This window comes from Rhizobium sp. 'Codium 1', from assembly GCF_020889605.1.
Classification (GTDB): domain Bacteria; phylum Pseudomonadota; class Alphaproteobacteria; order Rhizobiales; family Rhizobiaceae; genus Allorhizobium; species Allorhizobium algae.
On sequence record NZ_JAJGPW010000001.1, the window covers coordinates 282,969 to 300,701 of the forward strand.

The window sequence follows — 17,733 nt, forward strand, 5'->3', positions numbered from 1 at the left end:
CCCCTCATATTCCACAGGTCAGGTCACTAATTTAGCATCCACAAAAAAGCCCGGTCCGAAATAATCGGGACCGGGCAAGAAGCAGGGCTATTGGCTGTCACCCTGCGGGGATGGAAGGCGAATCAATCGGCTTTCAGGCCGCGAAGGGACTGCTCGGCGCGACGGCGCGCGAGACGGGTCAGATGCAGCGAAGGATCGTCAGCGTAACCGTGGCGGCGAAGCACGTCCTGAACCTCCCCGCGGCTGAGGCCGAGGTCGTTCAGGAGGCGCTCGTCGAGCTCGGCGAGGCTGTTCGCAGCGAGACGATTGCGCAACGCAACGCGAAGGGATCCGAACCACACGTTGAGGCGGGCAAGGCGCGCGGCAAGCGTCTGGCTCGGCCGTCCAACGGCAATATCGAGGTCAAAGTCAAGGATCCGATCGTTCGTGCGCATGGCAAATTCCTTTCAGCGGGCACGAGAAGACAGCCGCCCGCGGGAGCGGACAGGCGATGAGGGTAGGAGGTGAAAGCTTGGCCGGTAACCGGCCGGTGAGGATTGCGAGAGTGAAGATCGCAAAAGGACATTGATCAGTCCAACGAATGTTTCTAATGGTAGTCATCAACCCTTCTGATGGATGAATTCCCATGTCGGCCCCACTCGATATCGATCAGTTGCAGACCTTCATCGCCATCGTCGACACAGGCAGCTTCACCAAGGCTGCCGGACGCGTGTTCAAAACCCAATCGGCCGTTTCCATGCAGATGCGCAGACTTGAGGAACGGGTCGGCAAGCAGCTGTTCATCAAGGACGGGCGCGGCAACCGCCTGACGGCAGACGGCGACAAACTGCTCAATTATGCGCGCAGGATCATCCGGCTGAATTCCGAGGCGATGGCAGCCTTCGACGACAACAGGCTGGAAGGCACGCTCCGGATCGGGACACCCGATGATTATGCCGACCGCTACATGCCGGAGATCATTGGACGCTTCGCCAAAACCCACCCGAATGTCGAGCTCTACATCGTCTGCGAACCCTCGATGGACCTCGCCGACAAGATGGCCAAGGGCGAACTCGACATCGCGCTCGTGACGCATAATCCGCTGCTACGGCAGTCCGACGTCGTGCGCACCGAACCCCTGTGCTGGGTCGGATCGGCCAACCATCCGCTGAAGGATGACGCGCCGGTTCCACTGGCCGTCGGCCGGCGCGATTGCCAGTGGCGACAACTTGCCTGCTCGGCACTCGATGCTGATGGACGCGAATATCAGATCCTGTTCACGAGCTGGTCCTCGACCGTGGTCGCGGCTGCAGTGCTCGCCGGCATGGCCGTCTCGATCCTGCCGGAGTCGGCGCTTAGAACAGGCATGAAGGTGCTGACCGCCAATGACGGTTTTCCGCCATTGCCGCCGGTGCAGATCGGCCTGATGAAACGTCCGGGCCTCTCGACCTCGCTGGTCAATGCAATCACCGACCACATTACCGCATGCCTCGACAACATCACGCCGGCCCAAGTGGACGACGACCTGGACGGCGAGCCAAAGACCTATTCGCGCTACTATCCGCGCCTTCGTGCCAGCAACATGATCCCGGGCTGGTAACGGTATCGGCAGGTGATGCTCAGTAGGCGAACAGGGACACGCGCGTAACACGGCGCCACTGATCGAGGTGCGCGCGCGCGACGTCTTCTTCCTGCTGCGTGGCGTACCGGATGACTTCACCGGTCGCGAGGATCATCAGCTTCAAATTGACCCGGAAGCGCTGGTAATCGCTTTCGGGAACGAGATGCGACAGGTCGCGATAGAAGCATGTAATGACATGTTCATGGTAGTCGGCGGAAATCTGGCCCAGATCCCTATCCGTCACGATCGCCTGCCAGAGCGTCGTATAGATCCGTTCCTGGCGGAATATGTCGTGAAGCTCGATCAGACTGTCGGCCGCGCGATCAGCTGCTTCCTCCAGGGATTTGACCCCGATGAAAATCTGTCGGATGAAACCATCCAGACGCGCGGAAAATCGGTCGTGCAGCGCCTTGATGACCGCAGCCTTCTGCGGGAAGAACTGGTAGAGCGAGCCGATTGAAATCCCCGCCCGCTGAGCAACCTCGCTCATCGTCGTCTGGGCTATGCCCTTCTCCAGGAAGAGCTCGATCGCAGCCTCGAGGATCGCCTCCAGGCGCTGGATGCTCCGTTCCTGCTGCGGCTTCTTGCGCAACTGAAGCCGCCCCTCCCTCACATGATCGTTCATTCCATTCCCCGAGCAAGGCGGCTGTCATTGCCGCCGATAGATGCCATGGCAATAGGCCAGGGGTCTGGCCAAATTATTAATGATTTCCATCTGCCCCATGATTGGACGATTTCACACAGAAAAGGTGCGTCCCGACGTCAGCTGCCGTCCTGCAGATGCCGCTCGCGGGCCAGGTCGAAGGTCTGGATGCCGTCCTTCGGGCGCCCCCGATCACGCCACGTCGGATGCTTCAGAGTATAAGTCGCGTCGTCATATCCCGCCTTCCAGTGATCCTCGATCGAAAGACGGGAGAAATCCACGTCCATGGCATGGGTGGCATGCGAGGCACGGCGATGGATGAGATGTACAATCGTCACGTCATATTCGTAGCCAATGGAGCGCAAGATCCTTGCGTCCTCATCGTCCTGGAACTCCGGCGGCAGTCTTTCCAACAGGCGTTTGGCAGCGCGGCGGACGATCTGGCGCCTCGCGAAATCATCGGTGTTCATGCGGGTCCGGCTCGAGTAGCGGATTTCCTTGATCCGGCTTTCCACCTCGAACTGGTCGCGAGGCATGTCGCCGCGGGCGTTGAAGAGGTCGACCTGGAAGATCTCCAGATCGCGGGAGGCATCGTTGACGTTGAGCACATGCTGCAGCGGCGTGTTCGAGACGAGCCCCCCGTCCCAATAATGGCGGCCATCGATCTCGATTGGCGGAAAGCCGGGAGGCAGGGCGCCGGATGCTGCGACATGACGGGCATCGAGCTTTGTCGTGCGGTTGTCGAAATAGGCAAAATTTCCGGAGCGGATCTCGACGGCACCGAGGCTGAGACGGGTCTGGCAATCGTTGAGCAGTTCGAAATCGACCAGCCTGTCGAGGGTCTTCACCAGCGGCTCCGTGTCATAGGCGCTGACACGCATGTCCGGATTGGCAAAAAGCTGCTGCGGTGTCGGAAGGCGGGGAGAAAAGAAGCCGGGGATGCCGAAGGCCGTCGCGGCAAGCGCTGCGGCATCGTTCTGGACGCGCCTCAGCCTGTCGTCTCCGGTCGCCCAGCCGAAGTCGAGACCGGATGACACGGTCTGCCAGAAGTCGCGCAGGTTGGCGATCCGTCGCTCGTGGGGGCTTCCCGCAATGATCGCTGCATTGATCGCACCGATGGAGATGCCGGCCAGCCAGTCCGGCTCCACCTCGTTTTCATGCAGGGCTTCATAGGCGCCTGCCTGATAGGCCCCGAGTGCCCCGCCGCCCTGGAATACGAAGATGCGATCCGTGCCTGTATTGATGCCTGTTTCTGCCATTCGCCTGCCCGGTTATTGCTGCGCCGCACAAAGATAGGGCTGTTGCGGGCTCAATGCCAGTGGGGGGCGACCTCACGGTCTTCCCTGTCGCAGCGTTTCCTCGGCATTCGACCCAAAAGAAATGCGATGCGCACCTGCGTTTCCAGATTATGAAGGAGTCAGCCCATCCGGAGACGAGGACAGCCGATGACCCAATCCCTTTCCACCCTTGCCGCCCTTCTGGTCGGTGCAACCCTTTTCCTGTCCACGCCGGGCTATGCCGACGAGGCGGAGGTCGACCAGCAGATCGAAGCCCTGCTCGGTGATCCCCGGACCTTCCGGAGCACGATTGCCGACCTGCAACGGCGCGTTGCCGACGAGGATTCCATCGCGGTGTCCGCCTTCATCTCCTATCCGATCACCGTCTCCATCAATGGCATGCGCAAGACGCTCCGACAGGCGGAGGATCTCGAGGAGTATTACAGCGACATCTTCACCCCGGATATTGTCGAAGTGATCGTCAACCAGGACTATGGCAGTCTCTTCGTCAACAGCGACGGCGTGATGTTCGGCAATGGCGAAGTCTGGATGAGTGCCGTTTGCCTTGATGACGGCTGCGCCGAGGTGGAAGCCCAGATCATCGCCATCCAGGCGGTGGAATAAGCCACGGGCACGAACATGCAACAATCAAAAACGGCGCGGTCCTGCCGCGCCGTTTTGGCCTGTCTGGAAGCTCAGATCAGGTTGCGAGATCAAGCACGATGCGGCCGTCAATCTTGCCTTCTTTCATGCGGTCGAAGATGGTGTTGATGTTCTCCAGCTTGTCCCAGCTGAAATGCGATGCGACCTTGCCCTCGCCGGCAAATTCCAGGCTTTCCTCAAGGTCTTGGCGCGTGCCGACGATCGAGCCACGCACGGTGATACGCTTCAGGACGGTCTCGAAAACCGGTAGCGAGATGAAGCCCGGCGGAAGGCCAACCAGCGCCATCGTGCCCTTGGAACGCAGGAAGCCATAGGCCTGCTCCATTGCTTTGGGTGACACGGCCGTGACCAGCGCGCCGTGAACGCCGCCGGTTGCCTTTTGCACCTGCGCGATCGCATCGGCATCCTTGCCGTTGACGACCACATCGGCGCCCAGGTCCTTGGCGAGCTTCAGCTTGTCGTCGAATATGTCGGCGGCGACCACATGCATCCCCATGGCCTTGGCGTATTGCACGGCCATGTGGCCGAGACCGCCGATGCCGGAGATGACCACCCATTCACCGGGCTTCACCTCGGCTTCCTTCAGCCCCTTGTAGACGGTCACGCCGGCGCAGAGCACCGGTGCTGCCGGGCCGAATTCCAGATTGTCCGGCAGGCGGCCGACATAGTCGGGATCGGCGAGGCCATATTGGGCAAAGGTGCCGTTGACCGAATAGCCGGTGTTCTGCTGGCTGCCGCAAAGCGTTTCCCAGCCAGTGCGGCACGGCGAGCAGCAACCACAGGCGGTGTGCAGCCACGGCACGCCGACACGATCACCTTCCTTGATGCGGGATACGCCCGCGCCGAGCTTTGCGACGTAGCCCACGCCCTCATGGCCCGGAATGAAAGGTGGACTGGGCTTGACCGGCCAATCGCCACTGGCTGCGTGGAGGTCGGTGTGGCAGACGCCGGTCGCCTCATACTTGACGAGGATCTGACCAGGGCCGGGTTCCGGGATCGGCCATTCCTCGATCGTCAAGGGCTTGCCGAATTCCCGCACCACGGCGGCTTTCATCATCGATGCCATATCAAACTCCCATCGTTCTTCGAACTGGACCCCCGCCAACTGGACTTGCAGGGCGGGCATGACCAGACCTTATGCGCGCTGGGGATGTGGGCGATTGATCGGTGTCAAACCATCGGCGATTTCATCGAAACTTCACAATGCCGGGGGAACCCTTCAGGGCTCTCCCGGCAGATGTCGATTCAGGCCAGGTTCTTCTTCAAGAACTCGATCGTGCGGGACCAGGCGAGATCGGCGGCAGCCTTGTCGTAGCGCGCCGCCGAGGTATCGTTGTTGAAGGCGTGGTTCACGCCATCATACATGTGCAGTTCGTAGGTCTTGCCGTTGGCATCGAGGGCTGCCTTGTAGGCGTCGATGCCGGCATTGATGCGCTCGTCAAGGCTTGCATAGTGCAGCATCAGCGGCGCCTCGATCGACGGCACCTGATCGGCCGGTGCCTGCGAGCCGTAATAGGCGACGCCTGCGCCGAGTTCCGGAGAGGCGACCGCCATGCGGTTGACCATGCCGCCGCCCCAGCAGAAACCGATCGCGCCAACCTTGCCGTTGGTCTTTTCGTGGCCTGACAGGAAAGCGCGTGTCGCCTCGCCATTGGCTGTGGCACCGTCCATGTCGAGGGACTGGAACATCGCCCGGGCTTCATCTTCATTGGCCGGCGTTCCGCCATCGGGCGACAGGAAATCGGGGGCGAGTGCGACAAAACCTTCGAGTGCCATGCGCCGGGCCACGTCGCGGATATGCGGATTGAGCCCACGGTTCTCGTGAATGACGATCACGGCCGGCAGCTTGTCCGCCGCGTCCTTCGGGATCGCAAGGTAACCCTTCATTTCACCTGCTGCGCCCGGATAGGTCACGTCAGCGACGTCGAGGCGGGCGTCGGTCTCTTCGACCATGGCGGCACTCGCCTTGCTGGCGGCCAGCATTGGCATCACCGCGGCGGCGGCGGCGCCGGAGCCTGCAAGCGCCGTCAGCTTCTGCATGAAGCCTCGGCGGTCGAGGCTCAGGTGGGTGTATTCATCATAGGCATCGATCATGGCCTGGGTGATTTCGGGCTTTGACATGGCACTCTCCTCGCGGGACGGACTGGATGCCTCCGAAAGATAGCGCCATGTTTCCTTCCGCCCACACACGTTGCCGTGAAGGCGTCAGCTGGTCGCCATCCAGATGGCGAGCCACAGCCACATCAGGAAGAGCGCCACAAAGCCCAGCATGAAGGACAGACGACGAAGCGGCAGGTTGCCGATCACCTGCATGGCCGCCTGGACGTAGCGAGCCAAGACGAAGATCCAGGCAAGCGCCACGGCAGCAAGGTTGTCTGCCTCGGTCATGAACAGCAGGACCGAGACGGCGTAGAACAAGACAGGCAGTTCGAACTGGTTGGCAATTGCCCTGTTGACCACCCGGCTCTCCTCCGGCTCGGCGAGGTTTTCGCGAAAGGCGATACGCTCAACCTTGCCGGCCCTGACGACGGCAGCGCGTCGGACCACCAGGAGGGCATAGAGGCCGAAGACAAGGAAGGCATGGGCCAGGAGGGGCCAGAACATTTCAAATCCGGTCATTCGACGCGCGCTTCCTTAAAGCTCATTCGTGGTCATGTTTCGGGCCGAAGGCGAGGCGCAGCACCAGAATGCCTGAGACAACCAAGGCGGCAAACTTCAAGCGTGTCAGCCAGGCCAGGGCCTCTGCCAGCAGGTTCGCTGTTTCCGGCAGTGGTGTGGATGGCGGGAAGAGCATGAGGCTGACGATGTTCTCTGCATAATCGACCAAGCCATAAACGATCGGCAGGGAAAGCAGTGCGGGCAGCAAGCGCTCGGCGGGGCGACCGTAGAGACCGGCACCGGGAGCGACCCGACACATCAGCAGGACGAGAAAGAGGCCGAGGACTGCCGGGAGGACGAGATCCGGCCCCAGATGCACGGCCCGAAGAAGCTCTGCCGCGTCTGGCCTGGTCTCCAGCACGGCCTTGAGGGCGAGCAGAGCCTCGCCCGTGCTTTCGATATCGAGGTCGGGCATCGCCCTTACGCCGGTCAGTTCAGTGAACCGAGACGCAAAGCCGAGGTTCATCCAGGCGAGCAGCGCAGCCGACAGGACGCCGCTCGCCCAGAGGAGCGGCGCCTGACGTGGTCCGGGCAATCGCCCCAGGATCATGCAGCGCCCGGATAGTTCGGGCTTTCGCGGGTGATGGTGACCCCATGCGGATGGCTTTCACGCAGGCCGGCACCGGAGATGCGCACGAAGGTCGCCTTCTCCTGGAAGTCCTTGATGTCCTTGCCGCCGACATAACCCATGGCAGCCTTCAGGCCACCGGCGAGCTGATGCAGCACCGCCGAGACCGGCCCCTTGTAAGGCACCTGGCCTTCGATGCCCTCAGGCACGAGCTTCAGCGTATCGCGCACCTCTGCCTGGAAGTAGCGATCGGCCGAGCCGCGGGCCATGGCGCCGACGGAGCCCATGCCGCGATAGGCCTTGAAGGAGCGCCCCTGGTAGAGATAGACCTCGCCCGGGCTTTCGTCCGTGCCGGCAAGCAGCGAGCCGACCATGACGGCCGATGCGCCGGCTGCAATCGCCTTGGCGACGTCGCCCGAGAACTTCAGGCCACCATCGGCGATGACGGGAATGTCGTGCTTGTTGCCTTCCTCGACGGCAGCCATGACGGCTGCAAGCTGGGGAACGCCGACGCCGGCCACGACGCGGGTGGTGCAGATCGAGCCCGGACCGATGCCGACCTTGATGCAATCCGCGCCAGCGTCGATCAGGGCGCGCGTGCCCTCGCTCGTGGCGACGTTGCCGGCGATGATGCGGATCGCGTTCGACATCTTCTTCACATGTGCGACGGCATCCAGCACCTTCTGGCTGTGGCCGTGGGCGGTGTCGACGACGATGACGTCGCAGCCGGCGTCGATCAGACGCTCGGCGCGCTCCACGCCGTCGTCACCGGTGGAGATGGCGGCGGCCACACGCAGACGGCCCTGGGCGTCCTTCGCAGCATGCGGGTTGAGCTGAGACTTCTCGATGTCCTTGACGGTGATCAGGCCGACGCAACGGCCCTCATTGTCGACCACCAGAAGCTTCTCGATACGGTGCGAATGCAGGAGACGCTTGGCTTCCTGCTGGTCGACACCATCCTTGACCGTCACGAGGTTTTCGTGGGTCATCAGTTCGTAGATCTTCTGGCTCGGATCAGAGGCAAAACGCACGTCGCGGTTCGTCAGGATGCCGACGAGGCGACCGGGGCGACTTGCGCCCTCAACGACCGGAATGCCCGAAATGCCATGCGCGTTCATCAGCGCTTTCGCTTCGGCCAGTGTCGCCTCGGGACCGATGGTCACCGGGTTGACGACCATGCCGCTTTCGAACTTCTTCACCTGGCGAACTTCTTCGGCCTGCTCGATGGGGGTCAGGTTGCGGTGGATCACGCCGATGCCGCCTGCCTGGGCCATGGCGATCGCAAGACGGCTTTCGGTGACCGTATCCATGGCGGAGGAGAGAATCGGCAAAGAAAGATCGATGTCCCGGGCAATCCGCGTCGCGATATTGGTCTGCCCCGGCATCACTTCAGAGTGCCCCGGCTGCAGGAGGACGTCGTCAAAAGTGAGCGCTTCTGCGCCGGTTGCCGACATTACGATGCGTGCCATTGCCAATTCCTTCGTTTGAATAGGCAGAATCCGCCCGGAAAACGGGAATCCCCGTTCGGTCGCTTCTGCATGAAATGCTTGGAAGTTGGCGAGGGCTGGTAACACGTTCATGACAGGAAGGGAATAGCAAAACGCCCGACGGTTCCCCTCTCCCCGGCTTGCCGCAAGGCCCATACAGAAAAATCGACAATCATTAGAATTTTAAGCAGCGGCTACACGGTCTTTGAAGTCCTCGCTTATATAAGGGAGGTGCTCTCAGGGGCTGGGGGCACCAACAACAAACAAGAAGACGAAGGGGACCGTCCATGACCGCATTGAAGCAGCGCGCCCAGGCACTCGAGAACCACTTCGCCCGCCAGGCAGAGATCCAGTTCAAAGCCCGTATGCGCGGCAGCAAGATGGCCGGCCGCTGGGCCGCCTATACGATGGGCCTCGACGATGTCGAAGCCTATGCCGGCACTGTCGCCGTCAAGCAGGTGGTCGAGCCGCACCGTCTCCTGGAGCAATTGCGCCAGGACTTTTCCCAGGCCGGCGTCACAGTGAGCGACGCCGATATCGACAGCCGTATTCATCACTTCATCGAGCAGGCAACCGACGAGATTTTCGCCGGCCACTAAGCCGGTGACGGGGCCGCAATTCTGGCGCGGCCCCTCGGCAACCTTCAAATCTCGAACTGATAGGCCTTCGGAACGTAGCGATAACCCTGGTCGATCTTCTCGACGAAACCGACTGCCGGGAACGGCATGTGGTAGCCGAGGAAGGCGAGCTTGTCGGTTGCGAGCATGTCGAAGACCTTCGTGCGGGTCGCGGCCGCTGCTGCCTTGTCCATGTCGAAGCGGACTTCCCAATCCGGGCGCTGAAGAGACAAAACGAAATGGTTCGCCGTATCGGCCGCCAGGACCAGCTGGCGACCTTCCGATTCCAGACGGTAGATCATGTGGCCCGGCGAGTGACCGAAGGCTGCCATGCCGGTAATGCCGGACACGACTTCTCCGCCATCGCCGATAAAGGTCATCTTTTCCGCCATGGGCGTGACGTTGGCGAGCACCCCCTTGTGGCCGTTCTCGGCCGGCGTGCCGACGCGGGCCGGATCCGCCCAGAAGTCGTATTCCGCCTGGCCGGTGACGTAGCGCGCATTCGGGAAAGCCGGCTGGCCGCCTTCCATCATGCCACCGATATGGTCTCCATGCATGTGAGTCAGCACGACAATCGTCACGTCTTCGCGCTTGTAGCCGGCCGCTGTCAGACCCTCGGCAAGCCGGCCCAGACCGTTCGCACGACCGCCTTCACCGAGGCCCGTATCGAAGAGAATGACATCTGAACCCGTATTGACGAGCACCGGCGCGAAGCTGTTGACGAAGTTGTCGGCGGGAAGGAAGTTGGCCTCCAGCAGCGCGCCTACGGTCTCCACGCTCTGGTTGGTACCGAAGGTCTCCTGCGGATTGCCGGAGGCGCGGGCGCCGTCCTTGACCACAAGCACCTCGAATTTTCCGACATTGAAGCGATGGGTTTCTGGCGGCATGGCATGATCGATATCCATCGAAGTCTCGGTGCCTGTCCCCTGTGCAATGGCGGCCCGGGTCATGATCATCGGGGATGCCAGAGCTACACCGGCCCCACCGAGAAGCGTACGTCTCTTGATCGAATTCATCCAAATCTCCCTGCAAAATATTCTGCGCCCGTATCGCGGGCTGCAGCGCAAATAGGCTTCGGACCCGCCGCAGAAAGCTCTCTCACACCATCGTGATGCCGCAAGATGATTTCCATGGAACATGACAAGCGGCGTGCGCCTTGATTTGACGCCATAAACTGCATGTCCAGGTTGCCTGGGACGGCAGAACGGCTAGAAGTCGTCAGGCCCTGTGCCGCCCGCCCCGGAATACCGATGAACCGCATCACACCTCTCATTCTCGCCGTCGCACTTTTCATGGAGCAGATGGATTCGACCGTCATAGCCACGGCCCTGCCGACGATCGCCACCGATCTCGGCGTCGGGCCGATCACCCTGAAGCTGGCGCTCACTTCCTACATGGTGGCGCTTGCGATCTTCATTCCGGCGAGTGGCTGGATGGCGGACCGATACGGTGCCAAGCGGGTGTTTCGTGCAGCAATCCTCGTTTTCATGCTGGGGTCGCTGTTCTGCGCAATCTCGGATTCGCTCATCACCTTCGTCGCTGCGCGCTTCCTGCAGGGCATGGGCGGGGCAATGATGACCCCGGTCGGGCGCCTGGTGCTTCTGCGAACCACGAAGAAAAGCGACCTCGTTTCGGCCATGGCACTGCTCACCATTCCGGCCCTGCTCGGTCCGATCACCGGCCCACCGGTCGGCGGCTTCATCACCACCTTCTTCAGCTGGCACTGGATTTTCCTGATCAATATCCCGATCGGAGTTCTGGGCCTCTGGCTGTCCAGCCTCTATCTGCCAGAGATCGATCCGATCGAGACGGCGCGAATCGACTGGACGGGCTTTCTGCTCAGCGCCTGCGCCGCATCCGGGCTCGTCTTCGGGCTATCCGTGATGAGCCTGCCTGCCCTGCCCGTCTGGGTCGGTGCGATAGCAACGGTGGTCGGGCTTCTATCGATGATCCTCTATGTGATCCACGCCCGCCGGCATCCGGCCCCGCTGCTCGACCTGACACTTTTCTCCAACAGGAGCTTCCGCGCCTCTATTGTCGGCGGCACTCTGTTTCGCATTGCCGCCGGTGCCACACCCTTCCTCTTGCCCCTGATGCTGCAACTCGGCTTCGGCATGTCGGCCTTCCAATCCGGCATGACAACTTTCATCGCTGCCGTGGGTGCAATCTCGACCAAGTTCATCGCCAGGCGCGCCTTTGCGGCCGTCGGCTTTCGCAATGTTCTCATCCTTGCTGGCCTGTTCGGGGCACTGACGACGGCGGCGAACGCATTCTTCACACCCGCGACGCCGATCCTGCTGATCATGGCTGTCCTGCTCGTCGGCGGCTTCTGCCGCTCGTTCTTCTTTACCGGGGTCAACACGCTGGGCTACGCGGATATCGAGGATCGCGCCGCCTCGCAGGCGACTTCGCTGACTTCAGTGCTTCAGCAGGTGAGCCTGGCCCTCGGCGTGGCGACGGCGGCGTCGATCCTCGAGGCAAGCACGCGGATGACAGGCGGCACGCTGTCGCTCGGTGATTTTCACCTTGCCTTTGCGATCGTCGGGGGGCTGTCGATCTTCGCGGTCTTGCCGTTTTTCGGGCTGCCGCGCGATGTCGGCTCGGCGGTGTCCGGCTATCGGCGCGGGACCGGAGACGAGACGATCAGCGTGAAATAGTCATTCCGGCCGCTCGCACAGGGCCGACAGTTTGTTGCCATCGGGATCGCGGACATAACAGGCGTAAAAATTGGGATGGAAATGGCGGATGCCCGGCGCGCCGTCATCCGTGCCGCCATGGGCAATTGCTGCTGCATGGAAGGCATCGACCACGGCCCGCGAAGACGCGTCGAAGGCCGGCATGGAACCATTGCCCACGGTCGCCGGCTGGCGATCGAAGGGGTGATTGATCCAGAATCGGCAGCGGTTATCGCCGGCCATACCATAACCCGCCTCGTTTTCGTCGGTCTCCCGGCGCTCCAGCCCGAGCGTCGCCAGAACCGGATCATAGAACCGGATGGCGCGGGCCAGATCATTGATGCCGACGGTGATGTAGGTGAACATGGCCATCCTCCCTGCCCTTCTCGAAAGGTTTCCGGATCAGTCCTGGTCTTCGTCGGCTGGAATGTCTTCGCGCGGATCGCGGGCGAAGCCCTCCTCATCCAGCTCGACCAAAGCCGGGCCATTGCGCCCCTTGAAGCCCTTGGCCAGCAGGAACATCTCGACGGATTCCTGACGCGACGATGCCGGCTTGATGTGCAGGACCTGGCGGAAATTCTGCTTCAACATGTTGAGGAGCTCCTTTTCCGTTCCGCCCTGGAAAGTCTTGGCCAGGAAGTGCCCGCCTTCGGCCAGAACCTCGACGGCGAAATGGGCCGCAACTTCGCACAGATGCATGGTGCGGATGTGGTCGGTCTTCTGGTGGCCTGTGGTGGGTGCGGCCATATCCGACAGGACGAGATTGGGCGTGCCGCCGACGGCCTCGATCAGCTGGCGCGGCGCGTCGGGATCGAGAAAGTCGAGCTGCAGGATCTTCACGCCCGGAATCTGCGCCATTTCCAGGAAATCGATCGCGGCGACGCGGATATCGTCATCGGAGGAATCGGTCACCTTGGCGGCGATCTGCGACCAGCTGCCGGGGGCGGCACCCAGGTCGATGATGCGCTTGGCACCCTTCAGGACCTGATGCTTCTCGTCGATCTCGAGCAGCTTGAAGGCCGCACGGGCCCGGTAGCCCTCGAGCTTGGCGCGCTGGACATAGGGGTCGTTGATGTGGCGCTCGAGCCAGCGCCTGGACGACGCCTTGAGCTTGCCCTTCTTGACCTTCTGGCCGAGCTTTCGGCCCGTGCGATTGCCGGCGATGGGTGGTTTGGCCATGGTCAACGCTCCCTGGAGACTGGAGGACGGCGGTTGCGGCCGCGGCGCCAGACGCCGTCATCAGCCATCATGTCGGTGAGCAGGCCCTCACGCAGGCCGCGATCGGCGACCCGCATGCGGCTCGAGGGCCAGCGGCGGCGGATCGCCTCGAGAATTGCACAGCCGGCCAGAACAAGGTCGGCGCGGTCCGGCCCGATGCAGGGATTGGCGGCGCGGCCGGCATAATCCCAGGACAGGAGCTTGGACTGCATGGCGGTCACCTCCGCGTCGGACAGCCAGAGACCGTCGACCTTGCGGCGATCGTAACGCGGCAGGTCGAGATGAACGCCGGCGAGCGTCGTTACCGTGCCCGACGTGCCGATCAGATGGAAATCGTCCAGGCCGCGGGGAATATCGGGGCAATCGAACCTTGCCAGCATGCCCTCGACCTCCTGGGTCATCGCCTCGAAGATGTCCGGGGTCACGTCACGGCCACCATGGCGCTCGGACAGCGTGACAACGCCGACCGGCAGCGATGTCCAGTGGGTGATGTGGTTGGCGAGACGGCTGGAACGGTTGTCGTTGATCCGGATGACGGCGATCTCGGAGGAGCCGCCGCCGATGTCGAAGAGCACCACAGACCGGGCTTCGCGCCCGACCAGCGAGGAGCAACCGGAGACGGCGAGACGCGCCTCGGTTTCCCGGTTGATGATCTCGAGTTGCAACCCGGTCTCACCCGTGACGCGATCCAGGAAGAGTTCACCGTTTTCGGCAGCCCGGCAGGCTTCCGTCGCAATCAGGCGCATGCGCCTGATGTCCCGGCCGGAGAGTTTGGCTGCGCAGACACGCAGCGCATCGACGGCCCGGTCCATGGCATCCTGCGAGAGGCGTCCGGTGGCGCCCAGACCTTCACCCAGCCGCACGATGCGCGAAAAGGCATCGACGACGCGGAACTGGCCGGGGCGGGTCGGTTGTGCGATCAGCAGCCGGCAATTGTTGGTGCCGAGATCGAGCGCGGCGTAAAGATCGTCCGGTCCGGCATCCGGGACGGGGCGCGACCGTTCCGGGGGACGCGCCTGCATCTGCGGCTGGGCGGACCCACGTGTGTGAACGGCCGGCGCCACCTGCTGCTCCGGTCGGCGCGCCTTGGCGACCACGACGGAGGGTGGTTCGGAGCCGGCGAGCGGACGCACCTGGCCGGGCTTTTGGGCCGCGGCATGGCGGTTTCGATTGCGTTTGCGCTTGCGACCGGGGCGATGGCCGGCCTGATCGGCCGGCGTTGCCTGTGGCGAGGCAGACGCATGCGGCGGCGACGCGGTGACGCCTGCCGGGCGTGGACCATCGTTGCGCGCAGCCATCGGCACAGCCGTGCCGCCGGCAGACGGCTCGCCGCCAACACTTGCGCTGCCACTTGAGATGTCAGGGGTGTCCACAGACGACTGAGCGCCGCCCTTGCCACGCCGGCGACGCTTTCGCTTGCGGATGGGACCATCCGCAAAGGCTGATTCGGAACGTCGCTCGGCGACCGGCGCGACTGCCGATCCTGCCGAGGCAGAAGCATCGTGACCGTTCCTGACCGGTCCCGCCTTCTTGCCCTTGCCGCGCCGGCGGGAGCCCCCACCCTTGCGCTTGCCTGTCGACGCCCCCTCGCTGTTCGGCTGTCCGCCGCGATTGGGGTCTGTCACTTAAGTTATCCACTGCACCGCGCAAGGCGCCAAGATCGACGCGTGCCGCTGGTGTCATCATTCGTTTCGTTGGCTGAAGCATACCAGCGCCTGCCCCCGGCGCCAAACGGTTTTTCGAACGCCGGTCGCCGGGCCCGCCGCAGCGCCGCCACGCCAGCGCCCGACGCCCGATGCACAGTCCCGATGCCTGTCAGCGACCTCTTCCACGCCACCTTTCTCAGCCGCATGCATTTTTTTGCAAAAACGGTCTTTGCAACGCAGAAGCTTTTGTCTATAAGCCCGCTCACCGATCGCTGCGGCGATACCCTGGTGGGGAATAGTTCAACGGTAGAACGACGGACTCTGACTCCGTTAATCTTGGTTCGAATCCAGGTTCCCCAGCCAATTCTCCCAAAAACCCATGATTCCTACGTCTTTCCGTCGTGCCGGATCCCGTTTTGGCGTCATCGGCGACCTGATGCCCAAAACTGATGCCCAAAGGTGATGCCCAAGCTGAAATCGGTACGAGGTGACCTTCGGGCCTGATACGGGGTGTCTTCGTCATGGCAGTTCGCCACGGGGTCGAAAATCTTATCCGTCGGGGAAAACGTCTTTTCCTGGCGGCCACGCATTCCAGCAGCCTTCATTCACTGCCAACCCGGCAGCCGACTTTCACTGACCCTTCATTGTTCGGATCATAGGAAAGCACAGATGATCGGCCGCAAACTCAACACGCGGCTTGCCGAATTGAAGATGCAGTCGAAGGAAACAATGTCCAAACAGCAGTTCCAGAAGCTCTTTGAACATGAGCGCGACAAGGAAGTCGAGCGACTGGGAGAGATCAGCGACACGAATTCTCGAGCATTTGCCTGCGCATGACAACGTCAAGGCTTCACCTGAGGGCGCGATCGCGATCCCTCACAAGAGCGTCCAACCAGTCCGTGATAATCGTTGCGACCTGTTGCGGCGCTTCCCAGTGCGGATTGTGTCCGACCCCCGGTAGCCTGATGTCATGCCCCCGACGCAGGCCCTGGCCGAGTGCATCGACGTGACGGGCGCCGAAGAGCTGATCGCGGTCACCGGCGATCGACAGCAGCGGCGCCTCGATCTCTTCCAGCTTGCTGCGGAGATCCAGTTTTTCCAGGAGATCGAGATAGTGGTGCCAAGTCCTTACCGGCATGCGCACAGCGTCCGCCTTCACCAAGGCAAGAAACTGCGGATCCAGCGCCACAGGGCCGGAATACCAATGCGTCAAAAAAGGGTCTGCGGCCTCCACCGCGTCACCGAAACGGCGGATGGGGTCGAGAGCCTGCAAGCCCGTCAGATTCGGACAGGGTGATCCCGCGAGCGTGACAATCTTCAGATCGCTCCAGGTCTTTTGCCTGGCAATTTCCAGGGCGACCAGAGAGCCGAAGGAGTGGCCGATCACCAGCGAGGGTGCGCAGTCGAGATGGTCGGCAACTGCCGCCAAGTCCTCCACGATTGTCGACAGGTCCGCCTGGCTATCCTCTGCGCTGTCGCCATGCCCGGGCAAGTCGGGGATGACGAGGCGAAAGCCGCCCAGATAGCGTGCAATCGCCTGGTAGCTGCGGCTCGTATCGGTGTAGCCGTGGAGCAGGAGGGCGGTTGCCCCGTCGCCTTTCGTGTCGACGACGGCAAGGTGCCGGCCTGAAGGCAGCCGAATCTGCTGCTTTCCCCTGCGCCAGGCATCCTTCGCCTGAGGCATCAAAGGCCGAGACCCTGACGTACCGCTTCAAGCCCGGGCTTGCCGTCGAAAGTCGCAACACCGGCAAGCCAATTCTCCAGTCTCGCGGGCTCTTCTGCGATGGCTTTGACTGCTGCTGCTTCGGGCTCCAGTCCGTCATCCATCAGATAGCCCATGCCCTTGTTCTCGAACTCCACATCGAATTTCAGATTTTCGAGCAGCTTCGTCACATTCGGGCATTCCTGCTTGTAGCCCTTGCGCACCTGCGTCGAGACCGTGGCGGCGCCGAAGTTCGGGCCGTAGAATTTGTCGCCTCCGCTCAGATATTTCATGTCAAACCGCGCGTTCATCGGATGTGGCGCCCAACCCTGGAATACGATGAAGTCCTTCCCCCTCTCGTGTCGCTGTACTTCAGCCAACATCCCCTGTTCGCTGGACTCGACCACCTTCCAGCCGTTCAATCCGAGAGCTGGATCGTCTAGGGCGTCCAGCATGAGCTGGTTCGAGCCGGGCTCGATGCCATAGAGCTTGCTGTCAAACCTGTCGGCAAATTTCTGCAGATCCGCGAAGTCGCGTACGCCTGCCTCGTAGACATAGGATGGCACCGCAAACGTGTATTTGGCGCCCTGAAGATTGACTGTGACAGTCTCGACGGAACCCTCCTCAAGATAGGGCTTGGCATAGGTGATCATTGCCGGGTCCCAATAGCCGAGGAACACATCGAGGTCGTTGTTCTTCATGCTGAGGTAGATCACGTCGATGCCCAGAAGCGATGATTGCGCATCATAACCGAGTTGCTTCAACAGCGTCATACCGATGCCGGTGGTGAAAGCGAGGTCATTCCAGCCCGGTTCAGCCAGACGGACCGTCTGACAGGTCGCGGGCTCCGCAGCCCGGGCAGAATGAGTTCCGGCCGTCACTGAAAGGGCGGCCAATGAGGCGACAAGCGCGGACTTGGAGGCAGACTTCTTCATGATCCCGGTTCCCCGTTCCTGATTTTATACGAATGGTCAGTTAA

The 17,733-nt window shown here is 62.0% G+C and carries 19 protein-coding genes and 1 tRNA gene; 6 read left to right on the plus strand and 14 right to left on the minus strand.

Features of this window, described 5'->3' with window-relative positions:
- Positions 1–122: 122 nt before the first annotated feature.
- Positions 123–434: a DUF1127 domain-containing protein gene (locus LJE98_RS01365; protein WP_229572931.1), complete on the minus strand. Its 312-nt coding sequence runs from the start codon at positions 432–434 to the stop codon at positions 123–125.
- Between the two features lie 191 nt (positions 435–625).
- Here LJE98_RS01365 and LJE98_RS01370 point away from each other — a divergent pair, with 191 nt between their 5' ends.
- The gene (locus LJE98_RS01370) at positions 626–1,579 is read left to right on the plus strand and encodes a LysR substrate-binding domain-containing protein (RefSeq protein WP_229572932.1); all 954 of its coding nucleotides are present in this window, start codon (positions 626–628) and stop codon (positions 1,577–1,579) included.
- A 19-nt stretch (positions 1,580–1,598) separates the two neighbouring features.
- Here the strand turns inward: LJE98_RS01370 and LJE98_RS01375 are convergent, their stop codons facing one another.
- Entirely contained in the window at positions 1,599–2,225 is a 627-nt protein-coding gene (locus LJE98_RS01375; protein ID WP_229572933.1) for a TetR/AcrR family transcriptional regulator, read from the minus strand.
- A 137-nt stretch (positions 2,226–2,362) separates the two neighbouring features.
- Entirely contained in the window at positions 2,363–3,502 is a 1,140-nt protein-coding gene (locus LJE98_RS01380) for a DUF3734 domain-containing protein (protein ID WP_229572934.1), read from the minus strand.
- A gap of 186 nt (positions 3,503–3,688) precedes the next feature.
- On the opposite strand from LJE98_RS01380, the gene LJE98_RS01385 reads away from it, so the two are divergent.
- Positions 3,689–4,144, plus strand: a complete 456-nt coding sequence (locus tag LJE98_RS01385) for a hypothetical protein (protein WP_229572935.1) — start codon at positions 3,689–3,691, stop codon at positions 4,142–4,144.
- Positions 4,145–4,220: 76 nt separating this feature from the next.
- On the opposite strand, the gene adhP is transcribed toward LJE98_RS01385, so the two are convergent.
- From adhP to guaB, 5 genes are all read right to left on the minus strand, one after another.
- Positions 4,221–5,249, minus strand: coding sequence for an alcohol dehydrogenase AdhP (adhP, locus tag LJE98_RS01390; RefSeq protein ID WP_229572936.1), 1,029 nt, complete (start codon positions 5,247–5,249; stop codon positions 4,221–4,223).
- A 179-nt stretch (positions 5,250–5,428) separates the two neighbouring features.
- The gene (locus LJE98_RS01395; RefSeq protein WP_229572937.1) at positions 5,429–6,304 is read right to left on the minus strand and encodes a dienelactone hydrolase family protein; all 876 of its coding nucleotides are present in this window, start codon (positions 6,302–6,304) and stop codon (positions 5,429–5,431) included.
- An 84-nt stretch (positions 6,305–6,388) separates the two neighbouring features.
- A complete protein-coding gene (locus tag LJE98_RS01400) occupies positions 6,389–6,802 on the minus strand; it encodes an MAPEG family protein (protein ID WP_229572938.1) in 414 nt (137 codons plus the stop codon).
- 22 nt (positions 6,803–6,824) lie between these two features.
- The gene (locus LJE98_RS01405) at positions 6,825–7,391 is read right to left on the minus strand and encodes a hypothetical protein (protein WP_229572939.1); all 567 of its coding nucleotides are present in this window, start codon (positions 7,389–7,391) and stop codon (positions 6,825–6,827) included.
- Positions 7,388–8,878 (minus strand): IMP dehydrogenase, encoded by a 1,491-nt coding sequence (gene guaB, locus LJE98_RS01410; protein ID WP_229572940.1) that lies wholly within the window; start codon positions 8,876–8,878, stop codon positions 7,388–7,390. Before guaB ends, LJE98_RS01405 begins: the two co-directional genes overlap by 4 nt.
- 305 nt (positions 8,879–9,183) lie before the next feature.
- On the opposite strand from guaB, the gene LJE98_RS01415 reads away from it, so the two are divergent.
- Positions 9,184–9,495: an ATPase inhibitor subunit zeta gene (locus LJE98_RS01415; protein ID WP_229572941.1), complete on the plus strand. Its 312-nt coding sequence runs from the start codon at positions 9,184–9,186 to the stop codon at positions 9,493–9,495.
- Between the two features lie 44 nt (positions 9,496–9,539).
- On the opposite strand, the gene LJE98_RS01420 is transcribed toward LJE98_RS01415, so the two are convergent.
- Positions 9,540–10,529, minus strand: a complete 990-nt coding sequence (locus tag LJE98_RS01420; RefSeq protein ID WP_229572942.1) for an MBL fold metallo-hydrolase — start codon at positions 10,527–10,529, stop codon at positions 9,540–9,542.
- A gap of 234 nt (positions 10,530–10,763) precedes the next feature.
- Here LJE98_RS01420 and LJE98_RS01425 point away from each other — a divergent pair, with 234 nt between their 5' ends.
- Positions 10,764–12,170 (plus strand): DHA2 family efflux MFS transporter permease subunit, encoded by a 1,407-nt coding sequence (locus LJE98_RS01425; protein WP_229572943.1) that lies wholly within the window; start codon positions 10,764–10,766, stop codon positions 12,168–12,170.
- Here the strand turns inward: LJE98_RS01425 and LJE98_RS01430 are convergent, their stop codons facing one another.
- Genes LJE98_RS01430 through LJE98_RS01440 form a run of 3 tightly spaced genes read right to left on the minus strand, consistent with a single transcriptional unit; the run spans position 12,171 to position 15,031 of the window.
- Entirely contained in the window at positions 12,171–12,554 is a 384-nt protein-coding gene (locus LJE98_RS01430; RefSeq protein ID WP_229572944.1) for a VOC family protein, read from the minus strand.
- 36 nt (positions 12,555–12,590) lie between these two features.
- Positions 12,591–13,367, minus strand: a complete 777-nt coding sequence (locus tag LJE98_RS01435; protein WP_229572945.1) for an RlmE family RNA methyltransferase — start codon at positions 13,365–13,367, stop codon at positions 12,591–12,593.
- A gap of 2 nt (positions 13,368–13,369) precedes the next feature.
- Positions 13,370–15,031 carry a Ppx/GppA phosphatase family protein gene (locus LJE98_RS01440; RefSeq protein ID WP_229572946.1) on the minus strand — a complete coding sequence of 554 codons (1,662 nt, stop codon included), beginning with the start codon at positions 15,029–15,031 and terminating at the stop codon, positions 13,370–13,372.
- A 310-nt stretch (positions 15,032–15,341) separates the two neighbouring features.
- Here LJE98_RS01440 and LJE98_RS01445 point away from each other — a divergent pair.
- A tRNA-Gln gene (locus tag LJE98_RS01445) sits at positions 15,342–15,415 on the plus strand.
- A gap of 306 nt (positions 15,416–15,721) precedes the next feature.
- Positions 15,722–15,889, plus strand: coding sequence for a hypothetical protein (locus LJE98_RS01450; protein ID WP_229572947.1), 168 nt, complete (start codon positions 15,722–15,724; stop codon positions 15,887–15,889).
- A 13-nt stretch (positions 15,890–15,902) separates the two neighbouring features.
- Here the strand turns inward: LJE98_RS01450 and LJE98_RS01455 are convergent, their stop codons facing one another.
- Both LJE98_RS01455 and choX read right to left on the minus strand, forming a co-directional pair.
- A complete protein-coding gene (locus LJE98_RS01455; protein WP_229572948.1) occupies positions 15,903–16,736 on the minus strand; it encodes an alpha/beta fold hydrolase in 834 nt (277 codons plus the stop codon).
- Entirely contained in the window at positions 16,736–17,689 is a 954-nt protein-coding gene (gene choX / locus LJE98_RS01460; RefSeq protein ID WP_229572949.1) for a choline ABC transporter substrate-binding protein, read from the minus strand. Before choX ends, LJE98_RS01455 begins: the two co-directional genes overlap by 1 nt.
- Positions 17,690–17,733: the final 44 nt, after the last annotated feature.